Origin of the sequence: Streptomyces sp. NPDC058671 (assembly GCF_042716475.1) — a bacterium.
In the GTDB taxonomy this organism is placed as follows: Bacteria; Actinomycetota; Actinomycetes; order Streptomycetales; family Streptomycetaceae; genus Streptomyces.
The window spans coordinates 101,938-124,483 of sequence record NZ_JBHXSA010000007.1; the positions used below are offsets into that span (position 1 = coordinate 101,938).

The following is a 22,546-nucleotide window of genomic DNA, read 5'->3' on the forward strand; positions in this document are numbered from 1 at the left end:
CTCAGTTCCCTCCGGTCGTCGTGGGGGCCGGGGCGGCGGGGGTGGTGCTCGGGATGGTGGCGGCGGCGCGGACCCCGACCCCTTCGCGGGCGTCGGCGAGACCGCGGGCACGGGCGCGGGCGCGGGCGCGCTCACGGACGCGCAGGACGCGCCGCTCCCTGACGGTCGTGAAGGCCCAGACGCAGACCGGGGCCAGGGCGATGACGAGGGCGAGCGCGGCCCAGGTGCGCATGGCGGCGTGGGTGTGGCCGAAGTGCACGGACGCGGCGAGCGAGGCGGCGAGGACCACCGCCCAGAAGAGGTGGATGCGGAAGGTGACGAGGCGGTCGGGGCTGGCCGCGCCGCCCTTGGGGGTGACGACGAAGCGGCCCCGGGTGCGCAGGACCGCCGACCCCAGCGACATGAGGTAGACGGGCGCGGAGAGCGCGGACATCGCCATGCCCGCGAGGCCGCCGGAGCCCTCGGGTTCGTGCGGGGAGACGTTGTGCCGCCGGTTCCAGAGGTAGAGGCCGATCTGGAGGGCGACGGCGTCGCTGTAGATCATCAGCCACACCGAGGTGGAGACCTGGGTGCCGGAGGCACCGAACCAGAGGTAGAGGGCGCAGCTGAGGATGCCCAGGAGCCAGTTGAAGGCCGTCATCGGGTAGTAGACGAGCATCAGGGTGTAGTTGAGGAAGCGGCCCGGAGGGGTGCGGAAGGGTGCCTTCCAGTACTGCTTGACGATCGTCTCGTACGTGCCTCGGGACCAGCGCAGCTGCTGGGTGAAGAAGTCGGTCCAGGAGGCGGGGCCCTCACCGACCGCGAGGACGTCGGGGGTGTAGACGGAGCGCCAGTGACGGCCGGTGCGCGGGTTCTTCCTGCGGTGCAGCTCGAAGCCGGTGGCCATGTCCTCGGTGATCGAGTCGTACAGGCCGCCTATCTGCTTGAGGGCGGAGATCCGGACGACGTTGTTCGTGCCGACGAACATGGGCGCGCGGTAGCGGTTGCCGGCGCGCTGGATGAGGGCGTGGAAGAGGAACTGCTGCGACTCGGCGGCCTTGGTGACGAGGCCGGTGTAGTTGCCGTAGACCTGCGGTCCGACGACGAAGGCGATGTCGGGGTCGCGGAAGTAGCCGAGCATCCGCTCCAGGAAGTTGGGGAGCGGGACGTGGTCGGTGTCGACGGAGGCGAAGTAGTCGTACTCGTCGCCGTGCATGGCGAGCCAGGCGTTGTAGTTGCCGTGCTTGGTCTTCGCCTTGTGCACGCCCTTCTCCCGGTTCCACTCGGGGATGCCGGCGCGGGTGAAGTGACGTACGCCCAGTTCGGCGCAGAGCGCCTTGGCCTCGTCGCCGTCGCCCTCGTCGAGGAGCCAGACGTCGAGCTTTCCCACGTGCCGCAGCCTCATGGCGCCTTCGAGGGTGCCGCGGACCATGGAGAGCGGTTCCTTGCCCGGGACGTACGTGGTGAGGAACGCGACGCGGGTGCCCGGCTCGGCGTACACGGGTATCGGGTCACGGGCGACCATGGTGGCGTGGGCGATCGACGTGACGTTCACCAGCATGAAGAAGCAGATGAGGCCGATCGACACGAGCATCACGGTGTCGAGGTGGACGAGCCAGCGGGCGCCGCCCTCGCGGACGGTCCAGTGACTGGGCCAGACGAGGTAGGCGAGGAGCAGCGCCGAGAGGAGCGGCGCGAGGCTCATGAGCAGGACGGCCCGTATGCGGTGCGGCTCGTTCGCGAGCAGACTGCGGTACTGCACCGTGTACGCCGCCGGATCAGGCTCGGTGAGCGGACCGGCGAGTCGGCTGTAGGTGTCGTAGTCGTAGCCTCCCGGCCGCACGGTGCCTCCAGCTGTCGAACGGGTCGATACCCCAACAAAAGGGGACATCGATCGGCGTGTCGACTGGAGTCGTCCGAGTGAGGGTTTTTACGGGGTACGAGCGCCCTGCCGCCGAAGCGCGTACGTGACGGCCTTCCGGGCGACCGGGTTCAGCTCCTCGACGGCCGCCATCAGCGCCCCGAGCTGTTCGAGGGCGGCGAAAGCCACCTCCGCACCGGCCGGGTCGACACCCTCGTACAGTTCGAGCCCGACGAACGAGGCGGCGACCGCGCGGGCGAGCCCGGCGGGGTCCGCGACACCGGCGAGCGGGCTCCCCACGAGGACCCGGGCGAGCACCTGCTCGATCTCGGCGATCCACAGGTCGAGCCCGGCGGCGGTGGCCGGGGCGAGCCGGGGGTGCGCCCGCGCACCGGCGAGGAGCTGCCCGAGGAAGTCGACGTGTCCGGCCTCCCGCTCCTCCACGTGCAGCTCGCGCCCGAAGGCCAGCAGCTCCCCGAGACTGCCGACGGCGCGGAGCCGCTCGCGGTGCCGGGCGACCCGCAGCTCGGCGCCGTGCCGGCAGGCGGCGGCGAGCAGCTCGTCCACGGATCCGAAGTGGTAGAAGACGAGCGCCTGGTTGACGCCGGCCGTCGCCGCGATGGTGCGGGCGGAGGCCTTGGCGATGCCCTGCTCGACGAGCGTGCGCAGGGCGCCTTCGAGCAGCTTCTCCCGGGTCTCCTGACTCCGGACGTCCTGACCTCGGACCTCCCGGCCCCGGCCGTCCTGACCGCGGCCGTCCTGACTCCGGGCGCCCCGGCCCCTCGCGTCCCGCTCGTTCGCGCCGTCCGCGGTCGTCCCGCTCACGCCCGTACCTCCTCGCGCACCGGGCGCAACCCCGCGCGCACCCCGTGGGATCGTACGTCCGCGTATGCGGCGGTGAAGGACCCCTCGTACCCGAACAGCGGCCCGAAGTAGCGGTTGACCACCCGTACGTTGATGCGGAAGCGGCCGGTCCGCTCGTCGAAGGACTCACGCACCTCGGCCCGGCCTCCCAGCAGTTCCGGCACGCGCACGTCCAACGGACCCTCCCGCAAGCGGTGTTCGCCGGAGACGAGGAGGAGTGAGCCGTCGGGCTCCGCGGAGAGGTGCAGATCACTGGCGAGGTGCTGGTGGGTCCCCAGGTAGTCGAGGACGCAGCCACGCTCCGGACTGTGGACCATGGTGGCGTCGAAGCGCCGGGGCCCGCCGGGGAGCGCGAAGGTCCGGACGAAGGTGACGGTCTCCCGGCCGTACGAGTCGGCGTACGGCACGTTCTCGATGACGAAGGGGACGTCCCGGCCGGCGCGGGGCAGCAGGATGTTCCGCAGCCCGCCCACCGCGAGGAACGGCTTCACGAACGCGCGGCCGTGCCAGACACGGTCCATGACACCCCGCCCGACGCACAGCTCCCCGCTCGCGAGTCCCACCGAGAAGCGCCGCTGGAGCTCCGGGTGCAGCCGCTCGAAGGCGGCGTCACCCATGGCGGTGCGGAAGATCGACGTCACGGCTGCCCCAGGGTGGCGAGGAGCCGTGGCTCCCGGGTGCGGGCGGGCGGGGTGCGCAGACAGCGCCGGGCCGCGGGGGTCCGCGACGAGGGCGGCACGAGGACGGCGGCGGCGAGCCCGAGGACGGTGAGGGGTACGGCGGCGAGCGCCGGCGCACCCAGCGGCAGGAGGGCCAGGGCGGACGGCACGGCCACCAGCAGCAGCCGGGCGGCGGCTTCGAGGAGCCAGCGGTCCCGGGAGCGCTCCGGGGTGACGCCCCGCTCGCACCAGAGCCGCAGCCGGTCGAAGGACCAGGCGGTGGCCCATCCCATGAGGGGCCGGAAGAGCGCCCGGTCGGCGACGCGTCCGAGGTGGCCCCAACGGGGGCGGTAGTCGTAGCCGGTGAGGAAGCGGACCCCGTCGTCGGTGGGCACGTACCGCCAGTAGCCACTGCCCTCGGCGAGGAGCGAGAGCGGATGCCCCGAGGAGAAGCGGAGGGCGGAGACCCGGTCGCCGCCGGCCCGGTGGCGCTCCCCCGCGGAGACACCGGTCCCGGCGACGACCAGGAAGGGCAGGACGCGGGTCGCGTACCGGAAGTGCTGAGGCTCGCCCTCGGCACGCGGCAGGTAGGCGATCTCCGTGAAGCGCAGGTCCCACCGCTGGTGGCGGTCGGGCTCCTGCGTGCGTTCCCAGAGCGTCTCCAGGTCCGCGTGGACCCGTGTCTCGATGTAGAGACCCATGGGTGTTCTCCCAGCTCATCCGGCATCTTGAGCGACCGCTCAAGACTGCCCCGCGGCTGAAGTTAGCCGATTTTGAGCAGTCGCTCAACTGTAGGGCGACAAGAAGCCCCCGGACCTTGACCAGGACCGGGGGCTTCGCGTCGCGGAGAGGACGGCGTCAGCCGAGGTGACGCTCCACCGTCTCGACCTTGGAGGTCAGACCGTCCGTGACGCCGGGGCGGATGTCGGCCTTGAGGACCACGGAGACCCGGGGCGCCCGCGCCTCCACGGCGGCGACGGCCCGCTTCACCACGTCCATGACCTCGTCCCACTCCCCCTCGACGGAGGTGAACATCGCGTCGGTACGGTTCGGCAGGCCGGACTCGCGGACGACCCGTACGGCGTCGGCGACGTATTCGCCGACCTCCTCCCCCACGCCCAGCGGGGTGACCGAGAACGCGACGATCACGCCTGCACCGCACCCTCGGCGCTCTGCGCGCGGGCGCGGGAGGCGAGGACCGCGGCCTCGGCCTCGCGCTTCAGCTTCCGCTCGGCGTAGAAGCCGCCGAAGGGCAGCACCGAGAGGACGAAGTACAGGGCCGCCGTGCCGAGGCTCCACTTGGTGCGGTTCCAGGCGTCCAGCCAGAACAGGACGTAGAGGACGAACAGCACGCCGTGGACCGCGCCCATGACCGGCACCGCGTTGAAGTCCGTCGTCCGCTTGAGCACCGAGCAGACCAGCAGGAGCAGGAACGAGACGGCCTCCGGCGCGGAGACGAGACGGAGCCGGTGGAGGGATGAAGCGGTTTTGATGTCCACGGAGGGGGTCACCTTCGTTAGATCTTGTGAACGGATGCACAAGGGCCCGTCCATTGTGCACGCCGACTTTGCTGTCTCTTTATCCGGGTCCCCAGTACCGTCGTCGGGTGGCAACGTTCCGACTCCAGGGCAGCAAGGTGCTCGCCGTCTCCATGACGGGCGACGCCGTGAAGGCGAAGAACGGCTCGATGGTCGCCTACGACGGCCAGATGGCGTTCAAGAAGATGAGTGGCGGCGGTGAGGGTCTGCGCGGCATGGTGACCCGCCGGCTCACCGGAGAGCAGATGGAGGTGATGGAGGTACGCGGCCAGGGGACCTGCTGGTTCGCCGACCGGGCCTCCGAGATCAACCTCGTCGGCCTGCACGGCGACAAGCTCTGGGTCGAGGCGAGCAATCTGCTCTGCACCGACGCGGGGCTCCGCACGGGCACGACCTTCACCGGCCTGCGCGGCGGGGCCACCGGCAACGGCCTGTTCACGACCACGGTCGAGGGCACGGGCCAGGCGGCGATCATGTCCGACGGCCCGGCGGTGGTGCTGCGGGTGACCCCGCAGTACCCGCTCCAGGTCGACCCCGGGGCGTACATCGCGCACCAGGGCAACCTCCAGCAGCACTTCCAGTCGGGTGTGACCTTCCGCACCTTCACGGGCGAGGGCGGCGGTGAGGCCTTCCAGATCCGCTTCGAGGGGGACGGCCTCGTGTACGTCCAGCCGAGCGAGCGGAACACGGTCGGGGGGGACGTGTGAGCGTCGCACGCGCGGCCGCCGGGCCGCAGACCACGACGATGGACGCACCTCTGCGCCGCGCGGGCGGAGACGGGGGCGCCCCCGGGCCGGAGGCTCCGGGGGAGAACGAGGAGGACTGATGCCGTTCCGCGAGATCAACTCCAAGATGGTCGAGGCGACCGTCATCCCGGGGCAGCGGATGTTCAGCCAGCGCGGCGCGATGCTCGCGTACCGCGGTGACGTCACTTTCACGCCGAACACGGCGGGCGGTCAGGGCGGCCTGATGTCGATGATCGGCCGCCGGGTGGCCGGCGAGGCGACGCCGCTCATGACCGTCGAGGGCAACGGCACGGTGATGTTCGGGCACGGCGGCCATCACATCCAGGTGATCGGCCTGACGGGCGACACCCTGTACGTGGAGGCCGACCGGCTGCTCGCCTTCGACGGCACCCTGGAGCAGGGCACGATGTTCATGGGCTCGCAGGGCGGGGTCATGGGCATGGTCCGCGGCCAGGTCACCGGCCAGGGCCTTTTCACCACCACGCTCAAGGGCCACGGCGCGGTGGCCGTGATGGCGCACGGCGGGGTCATCCAGCTGCCGATCACGCCGGGCCGCCCGGTCCACGTGGACCCGCAGGCGTACGTGGCCCATCACGGGGACGTACGGAACAAGCTCTCCACCGCGCTCGGCTGGCGGGACATGATGGGGCGCGGCTCGGGCGAGGCGTTCCAGCTGGAGCTGAGCGGCAGCGGCGCGGTGTACGTCCAGGCCTCGGAGGAGAAGCTGTGAGCACCCCGGTGATCCATGACCCGGCGACCCTGCCGTCGGACGACAACGTGAACCCGTACACCTTCTGCGTGGAGCTCAAGGGCTCCCAGTGGTTCCTGCAGAAGGGCAAGATGATCGCCTACTACGGGCGGATCGAGTTCAACGGCATCGGGCTCGGGCGGCTCGACCGGCTGGTCCGCACGTCCTTCCACTCTCCGCTGCACGCGAGCGACTGGGTGGTCGCGGAGGGCAGCGGGAAGATGCTGCTCGCGGACCGGGCGTTCGACGTGAACTCGTTCGACCTGGACCAGGGCAACCTGACGATCCGTTCGGGCAACCTGCTCGCCTACCAGCCGACGCTGGCCCTGAAGCAGTCGATCGTGCCGGGCTTCGTGACGCTGATCGGCACGGGCAAGTTCGTGGCCGCGTCGAACGGTCCGGTGGTCTTCATGGAGCCGCCGATGCGGGTGGACCCGCAGGCCCTGGTGGGCTGGGCGGACTGCCCGTCGCCGTGCCACCACTACGACCACGGCTACATGACGGGCGTGATGGGCGGCGTACGGGCCCTGACGGGCCTCGGCGGCACCTCGGGCGAGGAGCACCAGTTCGAGTTCGTGGGCGCGGGCACGGTGCTGCTCCAGTCGACGGAGATGCTGATGGCGGACCGCGCGATCGGCGGGCCGCCGGCGCAGGCGGGCGTCCCGGGTGGGCACGGGGGGCACGGTTCCGGCCAGGCGGCGCCGGGTTCCGCACCGCGTCTTCCCGGCCAGCTGGGGGACCTCCAGCGTCGTTTCGGGCTGTGAGCGGTAGTCTGCGGAGGGTGACGCCATCGAACGCGCGCTCCCAGATTTCGTCAAGCATTCAACTTCTTAGGTAGAATCCATACATGGAGACCGAGATCGCCACCCCGTGGCTCACCGACGGCGAGCAGTGCGCCTGGCGCACCTTCCTGGACGTCCAGAGAATGCTGACGTACCAGCTGGAGAAGGACCTCCAGCCCTTCGGTCTGACGATGAACGACTACGAGATCCTGGTGAACCTCTCGGAGTCGGCGGAGCGGCGGCTGCGCATGAGCGATCTGGCCGCGGCCACCCTCCAGTCGAAGAGCCGGCTCTCGCACCAGATCACCCGCATGGAGACCGCCGGGCTCGTCCGGCGGGAGAACTGCGAGTCCGACCGCCGCGGGCTGTACGCCGTCCTCACCGACGACGGCATGGAGACCATGCGCAAGGTCGCCCCGCACCACGTCGAGTCGGTGCGCAAGCACTTCATCGACCAGATCGGCACAGAGGCCCTCGGCGACCTCCACGAGTCCCTGAAGCCGGTCGCGGAACAACTGCGCGGACGACGCGGCAAGCCGTAGCCGCGTACGCGTGAGGGCCTCCCCGTCGATCCGGGGAGGCCCTCACGCGTACGTGCTCAGCTGCCCGTCAGGCTCGCGACCAGCTCGTCGGAGGCCGCGTACGGGTCGAGGTCGCCCGCCACGATCCGTTCCGCCAGCGCGTCCAGGCGCCGGTCGCCGTGCAGGTCGCCGATCCTCTCCCGCAGGGCCGTGACCGCGATGGTCTCGACCTCGCGCGCGGCACGGGAGCGACGGCGCTCCGCGAGGACGCCGTGCTCCTCCATCCAGGCACGGTGCTTCTCCAGGGCCTCCACGACCTCGTCGACGCCCTCGCCGCGCGCGGCGACCGTCTTGACGATCGGCGGCCGCCAGTCGCCCGGGCCCCGCGCCTCGCCGAGGCCCAGCATGTGGTTGAGCTCGCGGGCGGTGGCGTCCGCGCCGTCCCGGTCGGCCTTGTTGACCACGTACACGTCGCCGATCTCCAGGATGCCCGCCTTGGCGGCCTGGATCCCGTCGCCCATGCCCGGGGCGAGGAGCACGACCGAGGTGTCGGCCTGGGAGGCGATCTCCACCTCGGACTGCCCGACGCCGACGGTCTCCACGAGGATCACCTCGCAGCCGGCCGCGTCCAGGACGCGGATGGCCTGCGGGGCGGACCAGGCGAGCCCGCCCAGATGGCCCCGGGTCGCCATGGAGCGGATGTAGACGCCGGGGTCGGAGGCGTGCTCCGACATCCGGACCCGGTCGCCGAGGAGCGCTCCCCCGCTGAACGGCGACGACGGGTCGACGGCCAGGACGCCGACCCGCCTGCCGGCCCGCCGGTAGGCGGAGACGAGCGCGGACGTCGACGTGGACTTGCCGACACCGGGCGAGCCCGTCAGACCCACCACGTACGCGCCGCCGGTGAGCGGCGCGAGGGCCGCCATCACCTCGCGCAGCTGGGGGGACGCCCCCTCGACGAGGGAGATGAGCCGGGCCACGGCCCGCGGCCGGCCCTCCCGTGCCTGGGCGACGAGTTCGGGGACGTCCACCATCTGCGCTGCTCCTTGCCTGACCGGGTGCTTACTTGCCGTTGCCGGGGACGCGCACGATCAGCGCGTCGCCCTGGCCGCCGCCACCGCACAGGGCGGCCGCGCCGACGCCGCCGCCGCGCCGCTTGAGCTCCAGGGCCAGGTGGAGCACCACGCGGGCGCCGGACATGCCGATGGGGTGGCCGAGGGCGATGGCGCCGCCGTTGACGTTCACCTTCTCGGGGGTGACACCGAGGTCCTTCATCGACTGGACGGCGACGGCGGCGAAGGCCTCGTTGATCTCGATGAGGTCGAGGTCGTCGACGGTCAGGCCGTCCTTCTTCAGGGCGTGCCGGATGGCGTTGGACGGCTGCGACTGGAGCGAGTTGTCGGGGCCCGCCACGTTGCCGTGGGCACCGATCTCGGCGATCCACTCGAGACCGAGCTCCTCGGCCTTGGCCTTGCTCATGACGACGACGGCGGCGGCGCCGTCGGAGATCTGCGAGGAGGTGCCGGCCGTGATCGTGCCGTCCTTGGTGAAGGCGGGGCGGAGCTTGCCGAGCGAGTCGGCGGTGGTCTCCGCGCGGATGCCCTCGTCCTTGGCGAAGATCACCGGGTCGCCCTTGCGCTGCGGGATCTCGACGGGGGTGATCTCCGCCTCGAAGATGCCGTTCTTCTGGGCGGCGGCGGCGCGCTGGTGCGAGAGGGCGGCGATCTCGTCCTGCTCGGGGCGCTTGATGCCCAGGCGGGTGTTGTGCTTCTCGGTGGACTCGCCCATGGCGACGCCCTCGAAGGAGTCGGTGAGGCCGTCGTACGCCATGGAGTCGAGCATCTCGACGGCGCCGTACTTGAAGCCCTCGCGGGACTTCGGGAGCAGGTGCGGGGCGTTGCTCATCGACTCCTGGCCGCCGGCGACGACGACGTCGAACTCGCCGGCGCGGATCAGCTGGTCGGCGAGGGCGATGGCGTCGAGGCCCGACAGACACACCTTGTTGATGGTGAGGGCGGGGACGTTCATGGGGATGCCGGCCTTGACGGCGGCCTGGCGTGCGGGGATCTGCCCGGCGCCGCCCTGGAGCACCTGGCCCATGATCACGTACTGGACCTGGTCGCCGCCGATGCCGGCCCGGTCGAGGGCGGCCTTGATGGCGAAGCCGCCGAGCTCCGCGCCCGAGAAGGACTTGAGCGAGCCGAGCAGGCGACCCATGGGCGTGCGGGCTCCCGCGACGATCACTGAGGTGGTACCGGTCGTTCCAGACATGAGGCACGGCCCCTAGGGATGAGGAGTGAACGAGGGTTTACCGCCAATGTACTGAGCGGCGCCGCACCCGGTCACCGGGCAGCCGGTGTGACGGCGCGCACGTTGCGTAACCACCTTCCCGGCGTTGCACTGGAGGCATGCTGACGCGAATCGACCACATCGGGATCGCCTGTTTCGACCTGGACCGGACTGTCGAGTTCTACCGTGCGACGTACGGTTTCGAGGTCTTCCACTCCGAGGTCAACGAGGAGCAGGGCGTCCGCGAGGCCATGCTGAAGATCAACGACACCTCGGACGGCGGAGCCTCGTACCTCCAGCTCCTGGAGCCGACCCGGGAGGACTCGGCGGTGGGCAAGTGGCTCGCCAAGAACGGCGAGGGCGTGCACCACATCGCCTTCGGGACCGCGGACGTCGACGGGGACGCGGATGCCATCCGGGGCAAGGGTGTGCGGGTCCTCTACGACGAGCCGCGGATCGGCTCCATGGGCTCCCGGATCACCTTCCTCCACCCCAAGGACTGCCACGGGGTGCTCACGGAACTGGTCACCTCCGCGGCCCCGTCCGCTGACCACTCCTCAGCGGAGCACTGACCTCCGGATTCCTGGCCCGGTAGAGTGGGCGACTCCGGGCCGGGGCCGGTCGGGGCCGCTCCGTGCGGCACCGAAGTCGGGATGTCGGGGTCGTCCGATCTGTCACGATCCCCCGGGGGTCCGTCCTCGGCCGTGAGGGCGTGCTCGTTGGAGTGTTGCGACCAGGGGACGGATGGACCGCGCAGTGCGGGGCTACGAACGCCAGGAGAGCCACCGAGCTGAAGACGACCATCTCGCCAGGTTCGAAGCCGAGATGGACCGGCTGAAGACCGAGCGCGAGAAGGCCGTCCAGCACGCCGAGGACCTCGGATACCAGGTCGAGGTGTTGCGCGCCAAGCTCCACGAGGCGCGCCGCACCATCGCGTCCAGGCCCGCGTACGACAGCGCCGACATCGGCTACCAGGCCGAGCAGCTGCTGCGGAACGCGCAGGCCCAGGCCGAGCAGCTGCGCCAGGACGCCGAGCGCGAGCTGCGCGAGGCCCGGGCCCAGACGCAGCGGATCCTCCAGGAGCACGCCGAGCACCAGGCCCGGCTCCAGGCCGAGCTGCACAACGAGGCCGTGCAGCGGCGCCAGCAGCTGGACCAGGAACTCAACGAGCGCCGGCAGACCGTCGAGGCGCACGTCAACGAGAACGTCGCCTGGGCCGAGCAGCTCCGCGCCCGTACGGAGGCCCAGGCCCGCCGGCTGATGGAGGAGTCCCGCGCGGAGGCCGAGCAGTCGCTCGCCGCCGCCCGCGCCGAGGCCACCCGGCTCGCCGAGGAGACCAGCCGCAGGGTCGGCGCCGAGGCCGAGTCGGCCCGTGCCGAAGCCGAAGCCATTCTGCTGCGCGCCCGCAAGGACGCCGAGCGGCTCCTGAGCGCCGCCTCCAGCCAGGCGCAGGAGGCCACCAGCCACGCCGAGCAGCTCCGCTCGACCACCACCGCCGAGACCGACCAGGCCCGCCGTCAGGCCACCGAGCTCTCCCGCGCCGCCGAGCAGCGCATGCAGGAGGCCGAGGAGAAGCTCCGCCTGGCCCGCGCCGAGGCCGAGAAGGCCCTCGCGGAGGCCAAGGAGGCCGCGGCCAGGCAGCTCGCCTCCGCCGAGACGGTCAACGAGCAGCGCACCCGCACCGCGAAGACGGAGATCGCCCGGCTCGTCGGCGAGGCCACCAAGGACGCCGAAGCCCTCAAGGCCGAGGCCGAGGAGAAGCTGCGCGAGGCCACCGCCGAGGCGGAGAAGCTCGTCGCCGAGGCGTCGGAGAAGGCCCGTACGGCCGCGGCCGAGGACTCCGCCGCCGCGCTCGCCAAGGCCGCGCGCAACGCCGAGGAGATCCTCACCAAGGCGTCCGAGGACGCCCGGGAGACCACCCGCAAGGCCTCGGAGGCGGCCGAGCGGATCCGCCGCGAGGCCGAGACCGAGGTCGACCGCCTGCGCGCCCAGGCCGAGGAGCAGGCCGACGAGCTGCTCGGCTCGGCGAAGGACGACACCAAGGAGTACCGCGCCAAGACGGTCGAGCTCCAGGAGGAGGCGCGCCGGCTGCGCGGCGAGGCCGAGCAGCTGCGCGCCGAGGCCGTCGACGAGGGCGAGCGGATCCGCGGCGAGGCGCGCCGTGAGGCCGTCCAGCAGATCGAGGAGGCCGCGAGGACCGCCGAGGAGCTGCTCACCAAGGCCCGCGCGGACGCCGACGGGCTGCGCACCAAGGCCGGTGCCGAGAGCGAGCGGGTCAAGTCGGAGGCCATGGAGCGCGCCCAGACGCTCCGGGCCCAGGCCGAGGAGACCCTGGAGCGCACCCGCGCGGAGGCCGAGCGGCTGCGCGCCGAGGCCGAGGAGCAGGCCGAGTCGGTCAAGGACGCGGCCGAGAAGGCCGCGGCCGCGCTGCGCGCGGACGCCGAGCGGGCCGCCGAGGCCCGCCGGGCGGAGGCCGCCGAGGAGCTGACCCGGCTGCACACCGACGCCGAGGCGAAGGTGGCGGCCGCGGGCGAGGAGCTGACCGACGCGCGGGCCGAGGGCGAGCGGATCCGCCGCGAGGCCGCCGAGGAGACGGAGCGGCTGCGCGCCGAGGCCGCCGAGCGGATCCGTTCCTTCCAGGAACAGGCCGAGCAGGAGGCCGAGCGGCTGCGCGCCGAGGCCGCGTCGGACGCCTCGACCACGCGTACGGAGGCGGAGAGCGCGGCGGTACGGCTGCGCACGGAGGCCGCCGAGGAGGCCGAGCGACTGCGGTCGGAGGCCCAGGAGACCGCGGACCGGGTGCGGGCCGAGGCCGCCGCCGCGGCCGAGCGGGTCGCGACCGAGGCCGCCGAAGCCCTCGCCGCCGCGCAGGAGGAGGCCGTCCGGCGCCGCCGGGAGGCCGAGGAGACGCTGGAGTCGGCCCGTTCCGAGGCGGGCCGGGAGCGCGAGCACGCCCGCGCGCAGTCGGAGGAGCTGCTCGCCGCCGCCCGCAAGCGGGTCGAGGACGCGCAGGTCGAGGCGCAGCGCCTGGTCGAGGAGGCGGACGCGCGGGCGACCGAGATGGTCACCGCGGCCTCGCGAGCCGCGCAGGAGGTCCGGGACTCGGTGGCGGGTCTGCGCGAGCAGGCCGAGGAGGAGATCGCCGGGCTGCGCAGCGCCGCCGAGCACGCGGCCGAGCGGACGCGCACCGAGGCGCAGGAGGAGGCGGACCGGGTCCGCGCCGACGCGCACGAGGAGCGGGAGCGGGCGACCGAGGACGCCGGCCGGGTCCGGGCGCGGGCCCACGAGGAGACGGAGGCCGCGAAGGCGTTGGCCGAGCGGACGGTCACGGACGCGATCGCCGAGTCGGAGAAGCTGCGGTCGGACACCGCCGAGTACGCGCAGCGGGTGCGGACCGAGGTGACGGATTCGCTCGCCGCGGCCGAGCAGGACGCGGCCCGGACCCGGGCGGACGCCCGGGAGGACGCGAACCGGATCCGTTCGGAGGCCGCCGAGCGCGCCGAGTCGGTGGTCGGTGAGGCGCGTACGGAGGCGGAGCGGATCGCCGCCGAGGCGGAGCGGGTCCTGGACGAGGCCCGCAAGGCCGCGGACAAGCGCCGTTCGGACGCCGCCGAGCAGGCCGACGCGCTGCTCGCGGAGGCGACGGGTCAGGCCGAGCTGCTCACCGCCGAGGCGGTCGAGCTCATGGAGACCGCCGAGCAGGACGCCCAGCGCCTGCGCTCCGAGGCCGAGCAGGTCAGGGCCGAGGGCGAGGCGCACGCGGAGGCGCTGCGGACGGCGGCGCTCGCGGAAGCCGAGCAGGTGCTCGACGAGGCCCGCGGGGCCGCGGACAAGCGCCGCTCGGACGCCGCCGAGCAGGCCGACGCGCTCCTCGCGAAGGCGACCTCGGAGGCCGAGCGGCTCACGCGCGAGGCGAACGCCCGGGCGGAGCGGCTCACCGCCGAGGCGGTCGAGCTCATGGAGAGCACCGAGCAGGACGCCCACCGCCTGCGTACGGAGGCCGAGCAGGTCAAGATCGACGGGGAGGCGCACGCACAGGCCCTGCGGGCCGCGGCTCTCGCCGACGGCGAGCGGGTCCTCGACGAGGCCCGCGAGGCGGCCGACAAGCGCCGCTCGGACGCCGCGGAGCAGGCCGACGCGCTCCTGGCGAAGGCGACCTCGGAGGCCGAGCGGCTCACGCGCGAGGCGAACGCGGAGGCGGACCGGGTCACCCGCGAGGCGAACGCCGAGGCCGAGCGCGTCACCCGGGAGGCGGGCGAGCTCGCCGACGCGGTCACGGCGGACGCGCGCGCCGAGGCGGAGTCGACGGTGGGTTCCGCGCAGCGGGACGCCGAGCGGATCCGCGCCGAGTCGGAGCGGCTGAGGGCGGACGCCGAGGCGGCTGCCGAGCAGATGCGGTCGGAGGCCCGCGCGGAGGCGGACCGCACGCTCGACGAGGCGCGGGAGGCCGGCGCCCGGAAGCGTTCGGACGCGGCCGAGCAGGCGGACCAGCTCATCGCGAAGGCCCAGGAGGAGGCGCTGCGCGCCACCACCGAGGCCGAGTCGCAGGCGGACACGATGGTCGGCGCGGCCCGCAAGGAGGCCGAGCGGATCGTCGCCGAGGCGACCGTCGAGGGCAACTCCCTGGTGGAGAAGGCCCGTACGGACGCGGACGAGCTCCTCGTCGGGGCGCGCGGCGACGCGACGGCCATAAGGGACCGGGCCGAGGAGCTGCGGAGCCGGGTCGAGGGCGAGGTCGAGGAGCTGCACGAGCGGGCACGCCGTGAGAGCGCCGAGCAGATGAAGACGGCGGGCGAGCGGGTCGACAAGCTGGTGGCGGCCGCGACGGAGCAGCGCGCCGAGGCCGAGGAGAAGGCGAAGGAGCTGGTCTCCGAGGCGAGTTCGGAGGCGAGCAAGGTCCGTATCGCCGCGGTCCGCAAGGCGGAGGCGCTCCTCAAGGAGGCCGAGCAGAAGAAGGCCTCGCTGGTCGCGGAGGCCGAGGGCATCAAGGCGGAGGCCGAGCGGATCAGGGCCGAGGCCCAGGCCGAGGCCGAGAGGACGGTCGAGGAGGGCCAGCGCGAACTGGAGGTGCTCGTGCGTCGCCGCAAGGACATCAATGCCGAGATCTCCCGTGTCCAGGACGTCCTGGAGGCGTTGGAGTCTTTCGAGACTCCTTCTGCGGGGGCGAAGTCCACCGCGGCGGCGGGCGCGTCAGCGGGGTCCACTCGTTCGAGTGGCAAGACCCAGGACGGCTAGCCACTCAAAAGGCTGGACATTCTCCAGATCAAACGGGCATACGCTCGATGACACGCCGCTTCGGCCCCTAGGATTCCCTCTAACACCTCACCGGTCTCATTCGACAGGAAACCCATGAGCGACACATCCTCCCCCTTCGGCTTCGAGCTCGTGCGGCGCGGTTACGACCGCGGTCAGGTGGACGACCGCATTACCAAGCTCGTGTCCGACCGTGACAATGCTCTGTCCCGCATCACCTCCCTGGAGAAGCGCATCGAGGAGCTCCACCTCGAGACGCAGAACGCCCAGGCGCAGGTCACGGACGCCGAGCCGTCGTACGCGGGACTCGGCGCCCGGGTCGAGAAGATCCTCCGGCTCGCCGAGGAGGAGGCGAAGGACCTGCGTGAGGAGGCCCGTCGCGCCGCCGAGCAGCACCGCGAGCTGGCCGAGTCGGCCGCCCAGCAGGTGCGCAACGACGCGGAGTCGTTCTCGGCCGAGCGCAAGTCGAAGGCCGAGGACGAGGGCGTCCGGATCGTCGAGAAGGCGCAGGGCGAGGCCAACTCGCTGCGCGCCGAGGCGCAGAAGGACGCGCAGTCGAAGCGCGAGGAGGCGGACGCCCTCTTCGAGGAGACCCGCGCCAAGGCCGCCCAGGCCGCCGCGGACTTCGAGACGAACCTGGCCAAGCGCCGCGAGCAGTCGGAGCGCGACCTGGCCTCGCGTCAGGCGAAGGCCGAGAAGCGCCTCGCGGAGATCGAGCACCGCGCCGAGCAGCTCCGCCTCGAGGCCGAGAAGCTCCGGACGGACGCCGAGCGTCGGGCCCGTCAGACGGTCGAGACCGCGCAGCGCCAGGCCGAGGACATCGTGGCCGACGCGAACGCCAAGGCCGACCGGATCCGGAGCGAATCGGAGCGCGAGCTGGCGGCCCTGACGAACCGCCGGGACTCGATCAACGCGCAGCTGACCAACGTCCGCGAGATGCTGGCGACGCTGACCGGTGCCGCGGTGGCGGCGGCCGGCTCCCCGATCGACGACGAGCGCGCGGCCGGTGTCCCGGCCCAGCAGTCCCGTTGACGCACTCCTGGTAACAACTGCGTAGCGTTGCCCGGACCCCCCGTCATTCCGGTGGCGGGGGGTTTTGCGCGCCCGTAGGTTGGTACGCATGATCGAGCTTGAAGGCCTGACCAAGCGTTACGGGGCGAAGACCGCGGTCGACCAGCTGTCCTTCCAGGTGCGTCCTGGCGTGGTCACCGGCTTCCTCGGGCCGAACGGGGCGGGCAAGTCGACGACGATGCGGATGATGCTGGACCTGGACAACCCGACGAGCGGGACGGTCCGGATCGACGGCAAGCACTACCGGGAGCTGAACGAGCCGCTGAAGCACATCGGGGCGCTGCTCGACGCCAAGGCGATGAACGGCGGCCGCTCCGCGTACAACAACCTGCTGTGTCTGGCGCAGTCGAACCGGATCCCGGAGCGCCGGGTGGGCGAGGTGCTGGACCTGGTGGGTCTGACGCAGGTCGCGAAGAAGAAGCCGAAGGGTTTCTCCCTCGGCATGGGGCAGCGTCTGGGCATCGCGTCCGCTCTGCTCGGTGACCCCGAGATCCTGATGTTCGACGAACCCGTCAACGGCCTGGACCCCGAGGGAATTCACTGGATCCGCAATCTGATGAAGGCGTTGGCGGCCGAGGGCCGGACGATCTTCGTTTCCAGCCATCTGATGAGTGAAATGGCCCTGACGGCCGATCATCTGATCGTGATCGGGCAGGGAAAGCTGCTGGCCGACACGTCGATGGCGGATTTCATCCACCAGAATTCCCGGAGTTATGTGCGGCTGCGTTCGCCTCAGCAGGAGCGGCTCAGGGACGTGCTGCACACCAACGGGTTCGTCGCGGTCGAGGCGGGCGAAGGCACCCTGGAGGTGGACGGGGCGACGACCGAGAAGCTGGGCGAGCTGGCCGCGGAGAACGGTCTCGTCCTGCACGAGCTGAGCTCCCAGCGCGCCTCGCTCGAAGAGGCCTTCATGCAGATGACGGCCGGCGCGGTGGAGTACCACGCGCACGGTACGGATGTACACGGTGGCGCTCCGGCGCCCGGCCCCCAGTGGGGCACGACCTCCAAGGGAGCCTGAACGATGGCAGCGGCATCCGCGGTCCTGCAGTCCGAGTGGACCAAGATCCGGACGGTGTCGTCGACCGTCTGGACGCTGGCGAGCGCCCTGATCGTGACGGTGGCGATGAGCGCGGCCGTGTCCGCCTTGATGAGTTCCACCTTCGACCAGCTGAGCGAGGCCGAGCGGCTCACCTTCGACCCGACCCTGATCAGCTTCTCCGGGATGATCCTGGGGCAGCTGGCGATGGTGGTCTTCGGTGTCCTGGTGGTGGGGACCGAGTACTCCTCCGGCATGATCCGCACCTCGCTGGCCGCCGTGCCGCAGCGGGCGACGTTCCTGTTCTCGAAGATCGCGGTGGCGGGCGGTCTCGCGCTCCTGGTGGGTCTCGCGACGAGCTTCCTCTCCTTCTTCCTCGGGCAGGCGCTGCTCGGTGAGCACCGGGCGGCGATCAGCGACGACAACGTGCTGCGGGCGGTGATCGGCGGCGGTCTCTACATGGGTCTGATCGCGCTGTTCTCCATGGGCGTGGCGGCCATGCTGCGCTCGTCGATGCTCTCGCTGGGCATCCTGATGCCGTTCTTCTTCCTGGTCTCGCAGATCCTGTCGCAGGTGCCGAAGGCCAAGGAGGTGGCCCGTTACTTCCCGGACCAGGCCGGCGCGACGATCATGCAGGTGGTGCCGGACGCCATGAACACGGAGGAGGCTCCGTACGGTCCGTGGGGCGGGCTCGGGATCATGGTGCTCTGGGTGGTGGCCTCGCTGCTCGGCGGCTATCTGGTGCTGAAGAAGCGGGACGCCTGAGCCCGCCGGTCCTCCCCCGGGGTCCCCTGGGGGAGGACCCTGAGGTTTCCCGGGAGACCGCCCACGGGCGGTCTCCCCTTTCGCCGGAACCGTCAAGGGCTCGATAAGCTCCTAGCTCATACGGGGGGCTCCGGCCGCCGGCCGCCACGCCCCGACATGGATGCGACCGACCTGTCGATGGGGCTGGACAATGATCGAGGCAGTCGGCCTGACGAAGCGCTACGGCGCCAAGACGGCCGTGTACAACCTTTCCTTCCAGGTGAGGCCCGGTGTCGTCACCGGCTTCCTGGGGCCCAACGGCTCCGGCAAGTCGACCACCATGCGCATGATCCTCGGGCTCGACCGGCCCACCGCGGGGCACGTCACGATCGGCGGCCACCCCTTCCGGCAGCTGCCGAACGCGCCCCGGCAGGTCGGCGCGCTGCTCGACGCCAAGGCCGTGCACGGCGGGCGCAGCGCGCGCAGCCACCTCCTCTCCCTCGCGCAGCTCGCCGGCATCCCGGCGCAGCGCGTCGACGAGGTCCTGGGCGTGGTCGGCCTCCAGGACGTCGCCAAGCGCCGCTCCAAGGGCTTCTCGCTCGGCATGGGCCAGCGCCTCGGCATCGCGGCGGCGCTCCTGGGCGACCCGCAGGTGCTGCTCTTCGACGAGCCGGTCAACGGCCTGGACCCCGAGGGCATCCTCTGGGTCCGGAACCTGATGAAGAAGCTGGCCGCCGAGGGCCGGACGGTCTTCGTCTCCAGCCACCTCATGAGCGAGATGGCCCTGACGGCGGACCATCTGATCGTGATCGGCCGGGGGCAGTTGCTCGCGGACATGAGCGTCACGGACTTCATCTCGGCGAACTCCGCCGACTTCGCCCGCGTGCGGACCCCGCAGACCGAACCGGGGCAGCGGGAGAAGCTCACGGCGACGCTGACGGAGGCCGGCGGGCAGGTGCTGTCCGAGCCGGACGGCGCGCTGCGGGTCACCGGCCTGCCGCTGCCGAGGATCAGCGACCTGGCGCACGACGCGGACGTGCGGATCTGGGAGCTGTCCCCGCACCAGGCCTCCCTGGAGGAGGCGTACATGCGGCTGACGCAGGGCGCCGTGGACTACCGCTCCACCGACGACCGGCTCGCCCACCTCCAGCAGCCGCCGCAGCCCGGACAGCCGGGTTACGGGATGCCGCCGCAGCAGCCGGTGGTCCAGGACGTGCCTCAGCAGGGCTGGTACGCCCCGCCGCCGCCCGGGCAGAACCCGTACGCCGGTGCTCACGGCCAGGCTCCCGTGCCGGGCCCGTTCGCCCCTCCGGCCTCGCGGCCGGGCACCCCTCAGCCGAGCGACACCCCCAAGGACGCCCGATGACCGCTCCCGCCCCGCACCACGCCCCGGCGCCCTACTCCTACGTCTCCCCCATCCCGGTCCGCAGGGCGAACCTCGGTGACGCCCTCGCCTCCGAGTGGACGAAGATCCGTTCGGTGCGTTCGACGCTGTGGACGCTCGGCACGATGATCCTGCTGATGCTGGGCATCGGGCTCGGCGTCGCCGCCATCGCCGCGGCCTCCGAGGCTCCGATGGGCGGGGAGTCCGCGCTCGGCTTCGGATTCTTCGGGATGCTGCCCGCCTCGATCTGCGTGATCACCCTCGGCGTGCTGACGATCTCGTCCGAGTACGGCACGGGCATGATCCGTACGACCCTGACGGCCTGCCCGAGCCGGGCCCGGGTGCTCACGGCGAAGGCGATCGTCTTCTTCCTGCTGGTCTTCACGGTCACCACGGTGGTCGCGGGGCTCGTGGGGGCGGCCCAGGTCGGCATGGTGGACGCGGCGGAGCCGTCGGCGGCCGGGTGGCTGCGAGCGACGGTCGGCGCGGGCGCCTACCTGGCGATGCTCGGGCTCCTGTCGATGGCGATCGGCACGGTGGTCCGGCACTCGGCCGGCGCGATCACGGTGATGATCGGTGTCCTGCTGCTGCCGCTCGTGGCCGCCATGTTCATGTTCTCCGAGGCGCTGAGGTCGGTCCAGGAGTTCCTGCTCACCTACTCGGTCCCCTCGCAGATGATCGCGCTGTACACCGACTCCGCCCCGTTCGGCGACGGGGGCCCCGCGGGCTGGGAACCGCTGCTGATCATGACGGGGGTCACGGGGGCCGTCCTGGCCGGCGCGTTCGCCCTGCTGAACAGCCGGGACGTGTAGGGCCGGCGGAGGCTCAGTACCTCGGCGCGTTACGGGACCGCTGCACCCTGGTGGTGCGGCGGTCCTTCGCGTTCCAGCAGGCCTTGTGCCAGTGGCGCCTGTCGTCCACTCCCCCGTACTCCGGCCAGGCGACCACGTGGGGGGCGCCGCCGGAGATCTCCTGGTCGCAGCCGGGGCAGCGGTAGCGCTTGCCGGGTGCGCTCGCGCCGGCGACGAGACGGACGTACCATTCCTCGCCCTGCCAGGACTCGGTGCGCTGCACGCCGCCGTACCGGTCGCCGTGGTCGCCCTGCTGCACGGGCTTCTCACGGCCGCGGGAGCGGTTGTGGCGCGGGGACACGGGCACACCTCACGGGGACTGGGAACACGGACCGTTTCCTCAAGCCTACGGGCCGCGACCCGGTGCCCCGGGCGCCCTCCGCCACGGCTTAGCCGAAAATCGCAAGAACTTCATGAAGGCCCGTTGCCTATGGCACGTGTCAGACGTTGTTGCCTGTGCGGAGGAGATACGCGTCGGCCGCGAGGAGGCAGTAGCGATGCGCGTGGGTACGTTCGTTCTGGCCGCCCAGTTCCCGGGCCAGGGACAGGGTGAGGCCTTGCACCGGGCGGTGCGGACCGCCGAGGTCGCCGAGGAGGCGGGCCTCGACTCGGTCTGGCTGGCCGAGCACCATTTCGTGCCGTACGGGGTCTGCCCGTCGGCCGTGACGCTGGCCGCGCTGCTCCTCGGCCGCACACGACTGCTGCGGGTGGGCACGGCGGTGAGTGTGCTGCCGACCGTCCACCCGGTCGCCCTCGGCGAGCAGGCGGCACTGCTGCACCTCACCTCGGGCGGCAGGTTCACCCTCGGGGTGGGCCGGGGCGGGCCCTGGGTGGACCTGGAGGTCTTCGGCGCGGGTCTCGACGCGTACGAGAAGGGCTTTCCCGAATCGCTCGACCTGCTGCTGCGCTGGCTCACCGAGCCACGCGTCGGCGCCCGGGGAGAACGATTCTCCTTCCGTGAGGTACCGGTGGTGCCCCGCCCCGACGAACTGATCGGCGGGGCCGCGTCCCCCGAGGTGGTGGTGGCCTGCACCTCGCCCCGGAGTGTGCGGCTGGCCGCCGAGCGGGGACTGCCGATGCTGCTCGGGATGCACTGCGGTGACGCGGACAAGGCAGAGATGGTCGGCGCCTGGGCACGGTACGCGCGGGAGGCCGGGCGGGACCCGGACGAGATCGCGCGGATCGGGTCCTGCCATGTCTCGGCGGGAGTCGCCCAGCTCGCGGACCGGGGCGCGGACGCGGCGGAGGCACTGGTGAAGGCGATGCCGGGCTGGTTGAAGCAGGGCCTCGACGCGCACATGACGGTCGACGGCCGGCAGCGGACGATGCGGGACCCCGTGGCGTACACGGAGCTGCTGTGCGGGCTGCACCCGGTGGGCACGCCCCGGCACGCGGCGGACCGGCTCGCGGCGACCTCGGAGCGTACGGGCATCACGCGCTTCGCCCTGCTCGCCGAGGGCTCGGGTGACCTCGCGGCGACCGAGGAGAACGTCCGGCGGCTCGGCGCGGAGGTCCTGCCACTCCTGGTGTGAGTCCCGTCCGGCGGGACCGTGCCGCCGCTCCGGCCTCTCTTCGTGGTCGGCGCGTGTCGGCACGCGTCGGCCACGTCTCCCACGAAGCGGAGCGGCGGCACCATGTCTCAGCAGTCGCGCAGTCCCGGCGACTGGTTCAGCAGCTGCCCCCGTACGGACGTGAAGCGGGCGAGCCGCTCGTCCACCGCCGGGTCCAGCGGGAAGACCGCCACGCGGTGGCAGTTCTGGAAGGCGAGACGCACCCCGAAGTGCCGCTGCAGCGCGCCACGAATGGCGTCACTCGCGAGCGCGCGCAGCAGCTGACCACGTGCCTGCTCATTCGGCGGCGGCGTCTGGTTGTCGGCGAACTCGCCGCCGTCGACCTTCAGCTGAGCCACCAGAGAACTGATCATCTCCCATGCGTAGGGCAGGGAGGTCCGGACGCAGTCGACGAAGTCGGCTTCGTCGACCTCGCCTCGCTCGGCCTGTTCCAACAGTGCCGGTGAGACGTCGAGCGACATGGGTTCTCCTCTCGCGGCCCCGCGGACGGGGCCTTGCGGGCAGGGCGAAAGCCGCCGTACGCCACGCAGCGTGCACGGACGACGACCTCCAGCTTCCACGGTAAGCGCGCAGTCCGGGCCGCACCAGAAGATGGAGAGCACAACCGGCTGATAACCGACGGGTGTTCGGCTCAGGATCATGCCTCCGC

Annotated in this window: 23 protein-coding genes; 13 read left to right on the forward strand and 10 right to left on the reverse strand. The window is 71.9% G+C overall.

Annotated features, from left to right (window positions below):
* Position 1: 1 nt before the first annotated feature.
* The 6 genes from ACFWV2_RS11065 to ACFWV2_RS11090 form a co-directional block, all read right to left on the reverse strand.
* Positions 2-1,822 (reverse strand): glycosyltransferase family 2 protein, encoded by a 1,821-nt coding sequence (locus ACFWV2_RS11065; protein WP_384404741.1) that lies wholly within the window; start codon positions 1,820-1,822, stop codon positions 2-4.
* Positions 1,823-1,909: 87 nt separating this feature from the next.
* On the reverse strand, positions 1,910-2,524 hold the full coding sequence (locus ACFWV2_RS11070) for a TetR/AcrR family transcriptional regulator (protein ID WP_384404890.1): 615 nt from the start codon (positions 2,522-2,524) through the stop codon (positions 1,910-1,912).
* Positions 2,525-2,661: 137 nt separating this feature from the next.
* Positions 2,662-3,345: a DUF4166 domain-containing protein gene (locus ACFWV2_RS11075; RefSeq protein WP_384404742.1), complete on the reverse strand. Its 684-nt coding sequence runs from the start codon at positions 3,343-3,345 to the stop codon at positions 2,662-2,664.
* On the reverse strand, positions 3,342-4,064 hold the full coding sequence (locus ACFWV2_RS11080; protein ID WP_384404743.1) for a hypothetical protein: 723 nt from the start codon (positions 4,062-4,064) through the stop codon (positions 3,342-3,344). Before ACFWV2_RS11080 ends, ACFWV2_RS11075 begins: the two co-directional genes overlap by 4 nt.
* A gap of 157 nt (positions 4,065-4,221) precedes the next feature.
* Entirely contained in the window at positions 4,222-4,512 is a 291-nt protein-coding gene (locus ACFWV2_RS11085; RefSeq protein ID WP_384404744.1) for an MTH1187 family thiamine-binding protein, read from the reverse strand.
* Positions 4,509-4,862, reverse strand: coding sequence for a DUF3817 domain-containing protein (locus ACFWV2_RS11090; protein ID WP_384404745.1), 354 nt, complete (start codon positions 4,860-4,862; stop codon positions 4,509-4,511). Before ACFWV2_RS11090 ends, ACFWV2_RS11085 begins: the two co-directional genes overlap by 4 nt.
* Positions 4,863-4,969: 107 nt before the next feature.
* Between ACFWV2_RS11090 and ACFWV2_RS11095 the strand changes: the two genes are divergently transcribed.
* The 5 genes from ACFWV2_RS11095 (at position 4,970) to ACFWV2_RS11115 (ending at position 7,719) form a co-directional block, all read left to right on the forward strand.
* Complete coding sequence (locus ACFWV2_RS11095) at positions 4,970-5,608, forward strand: AIM24 family protein (protein ID WP_384404746.1); 639 nt, start codon at positions 4,970-4,972, stop codon at positions 5,606-5,608.
* A complete protein-coding gene (locus ACFWV2_RS11100; RefSeq protein WP_384404747.1) occupies positions 5,605-5,727 on the forward strand; it encodes a hypothetical protein in 123 nt (40 codons plus the stop codon). Before ACFWV2_RS11095 ends, ACFWV2_RS11100 begins: the two co-directional genes overlap by 4 nt.
* Positions 5,727-6,377: an AIM24 family protein gene (locus tag ACFWV2_RS11105; protein WP_384404748.1), complete on the forward strand. Its 651-nt coding sequence runs from the start codon at positions 5,727-5,729 to the stop codon at positions 6,375-6,377. Before ACFWV2_RS11100 ends, ACFWV2_RS11105 begins: the two co-directional genes overlap by 1 nt.
* Complete coding sequence (locus ACFWV2_RS11110) at positions 6,374-7,159, forward strand: AIM24 family protein (protein ID WP_384404749.1); 786 nt, start codon at positions 6,374-6,376, stop codon at positions 7,157-7,159. The genes ACFWV2_RS11105 and ACFWV2_RS11110 overlap by 4 nt, the downstream gene beginning before the upstream one ends.
* An 83-nt stretch (positions 7,160-7,242) precedes the next feature.
* Positions 7,243-7,719: a MarR family winged helix-turn-helix transcriptional regulator gene (locus tag ACFWV2_RS11115; RefSeq protein ID WP_384404750.1), complete on the forward strand. Its 477-nt coding sequence runs from the start codon at positions 7,243-7,245 to the stop codon at positions 7,717-7,719.
* A 56-nt stretch (positions 7,720-7,775) separates the two neighbouring features.
* Here ACFWV2_RS11115 and meaB read toward each other — a convergent pair whose 3' ends face one another.
* Entirely contained in the window at positions 7,776-8,732 is a 957-nt protein-coding gene (gene meaB, locus ACFWV2_RS11120) for a methylmalonyl Co-A mutase-associated GTPase MeaB (protein WP_384404751.1), read from the reverse strand.
* Positions 8,733-8,760: 28 nt separating this feature from the next.
* On the reverse strand, positions 8,761-9,969 hold the full coding sequence (locus ACFWV2_RS11125; protein ID WP_384404752.1) for an acetyl-CoA C-acetyltransferase: 1,209 nt from the start codon (positions 9,967-9,969) through the stop codon (positions 8,761-8,763).
* 137 nt (positions 9,970-10,106) lie between these two features.
* Between ACFWV2_RS11125 and mce the strand changes: the two genes are divergently transcribed.
* The 7 genes from mce (at position 10,107) to ACFWV2_RS11160 (ending at position 20,287) form a co-directional block, all read left to right on the forward strand.
* Positions 10,107-10,559, forward strand: coding sequence for a methylmalonyl-CoA epimerase (gene mce, locus ACFWV2_RS11130; protein ID WP_360786237.1), 453 nt, complete (start codon positions 10,107-10,109; stop codon positions 10,557-10,559).
* Between the two features lie 184 nt (positions 10,560-10,743).
* On the forward strand, positions 10,744-15,222 hold the full coding sequence (gene scy, locus ACFWV2_RS11135; RefSeq protein WP_384404891.1) for a polarized growth protein Scy: 4,479 nt from the start codon (positions 10,744-10,746) through the stop codon (positions 15,220-15,222).
* A gap of 114 nt (positions 15,223-15,336) precedes the next feature.
* Complete coding sequence (locus tag ACFWV2_RS11140; protein WP_360786234.1) at positions 15,337-16,272, forward strand: cellulose-binding protein; 936 nt, start codon at positions 15,337-15,339, stop codon at positions 16,270-16,272.
* Positions 16,273-16,360: 88 nt separating this feature from the next.
* Positions 16,361-17,329 (forward strand): ABC transporter ATP-binding protein, encoded by a 969-nt coding sequence (locus tag ACFWV2_RS11145; RefSeq protein ID WP_360786233.1) that lies wholly within the window; start codon positions 16,361-16,363, stop codon positions 17,327-17,329.
* A 3-nt stretch (positions 17,330-17,332) separates the two neighbouring features.
* The gene (locus tag ACFWV2_RS11150) at positions 17,333-18,112 is read left to right on the forward strand and encodes an ABC transporter permease (protein WP_384404753.1); all 780 of its coding nucleotides are present in this window, start codon (positions 17,333-17,335) and stop codon (positions 18,110-18,112) included.
* Between the two features lie 190 nt (positions 18,113-18,302).
* Complete coding sequence (locus ACFWV2_RS11155; protein WP_384404754.1) at positions 18,303-19,457, forward strand: ABC transporter ATP-binding protein; 1,155 nt, start codon at positions 18,303-18,305, stop codon at positions 19,455-19,457.
* Complete coding sequence (locus tag ACFWV2_RS11160) at positions 19,454-20,287, forward strand: ABC transporter permease (RefSeq protein ID WP_384404755.1); 834 nt, start codon at positions 19,454-19,456, stop codon at positions 20,285-20,287. The genes ACFWV2_RS11155 and ACFWV2_RS11160 overlap by 4 nt, the downstream gene beginning before the upstream one ends.
* A gap of 13 nt (positions 20,288-20,300) precedes the next feature.
* On the opposite strand, the gene ACFWV2_RS11165 is transcribed toward ACFWV2_RS11160, so the two are convergent.
* Complete coding sequence (locus ACFWV2_RS11165; RefSeq protein WP_384404756.1) at positions 20,301-20,627, reverse strand: ATP/GTP-binding protein; 327 nt, start codon at positions 20,625-20,627, stop codon at positions 20,301-20,303.
* Between the two features lie 196 nt (positions 20,628-20,823).
* On the opposite strand from ACFWV2_RS11165, the gene ACFWV2_RS11170 reads away from it, so the two are divergent.
* Positions 20,824-21,858, forward strand: coding sequence for an LLM class flavin-dependent oxidoreductase (locus tag ACFWV2_RS11170; protein ID WP_384404757.1), 1,035 nt, complete (start codon positions 20,824-20,826; stop codon positions 21,856-21,858).
* Between the two features lie 107 nt (positions 21,859-21,965).
* Here ACFWV2_RS11170 and ACFWV2_RS11175 read toward each other — a convergent pair whose 3' ends face one another.
* Entirely contained in the window at positions 21,966-22,358 is a 393-nt protein-coding gene (locus ACFWV2_RS11175; RefSeq protein WP_384404758.1) for an SCO5389 family protein, read from the reverse strand.
* Positions 22,359-22,546: the final 188 nt, after the last annotated feature.

Coding starts and splice junctions, on each gene's coding strand:
- ACFWV2_RS11080 (WP_384404743.1), bottom strand. CDS start 4,064: ATGGGTCTCTACATCGAGACACGGGTCCACGCGGACCTGGAGACGCTC.
- ACFWV2_RS11105 (WP_384404748.1), top strand. CDS start 5,727: ATGCCGTTCCGCGAGATCAACTCCAAGATGGTCGAGGCGACCGTCATC.
- ACFWV2_RS11115 (WP_384404750.1), top strand. CDS start 7,243: ATGGAGACCGAGATCGCCACCCCGTGGCTCACCGACGGCGAGCAGTGC.
- meaB (WP_384404751.1), bottom strand. CDS start 8,732: ATGGTGGACGTCCCCGAACTCGTCGCCCAGGCACGGGAGGGCCGGCCG.
- ACFWV2_RS11125 (WP_384404752.1), bottom strand. CDS start 9,969: ATGTCTGGAACGACCGGTACCACCTCAGTGATCGTCGCGGGAGCCCGC.
- mce (WP_360786237.1), top strand. CDS start 10,107: ATGCTGACGCGAATCGACCACATCGGGATCGCCTGTTTCGACCTGGAC.
- ACFWV2_RS11140 (WP_360786234.1), top strand. CDS start 15,337: ATGAGCGACACATCCTCCCCCTTCGGCTTCGAGCTCGTGCGGCGCGGT.
- ACFWV2_RS11145 (WP_360786233.1), top strand. CDS start 16,361: ATGATCGAGCTTGAAGGCCTGACCAAGCGTTACGGGGCGAAGACCGCG.
- ACFWV2_RS11150 (WP_384404753.1), top strand. CDS start 17,333: ATGGCAGCGGCATCCGCGGTCCTGCAGTCCGAGTGGACCAAGATCCGG.
- ACFWV2_RS11155 (WP_384404754.1), top strand. CDS start 18,303: ATGATCGAGGCAGTCGGCCTGACGAAGCGCTACGGCGCCAAGACGGCC.
- ACFWV2_RS11160 (WP_384404755.1), top strand. CDS start 19,454: ATGACCGCTCCCGCCCCGCACCACGCCCCGGCGCCCTACTCCTACGTC.
- ACFWV2_RS11170 (WP_384404757.1), top strand. CDS start 20,824: ATGCGCGTGGGTACGTTCGTTCTGGCCGCCCAGTTCCCGGGCCAGGGA.
- ACFWV2_RS11175 (WP_384404758.1), bottom strand. CDS start 22,358: ATGTCGCTCGACGTCTCACCGGCACTGTTGGAACAGGCCGAGCGAGGC.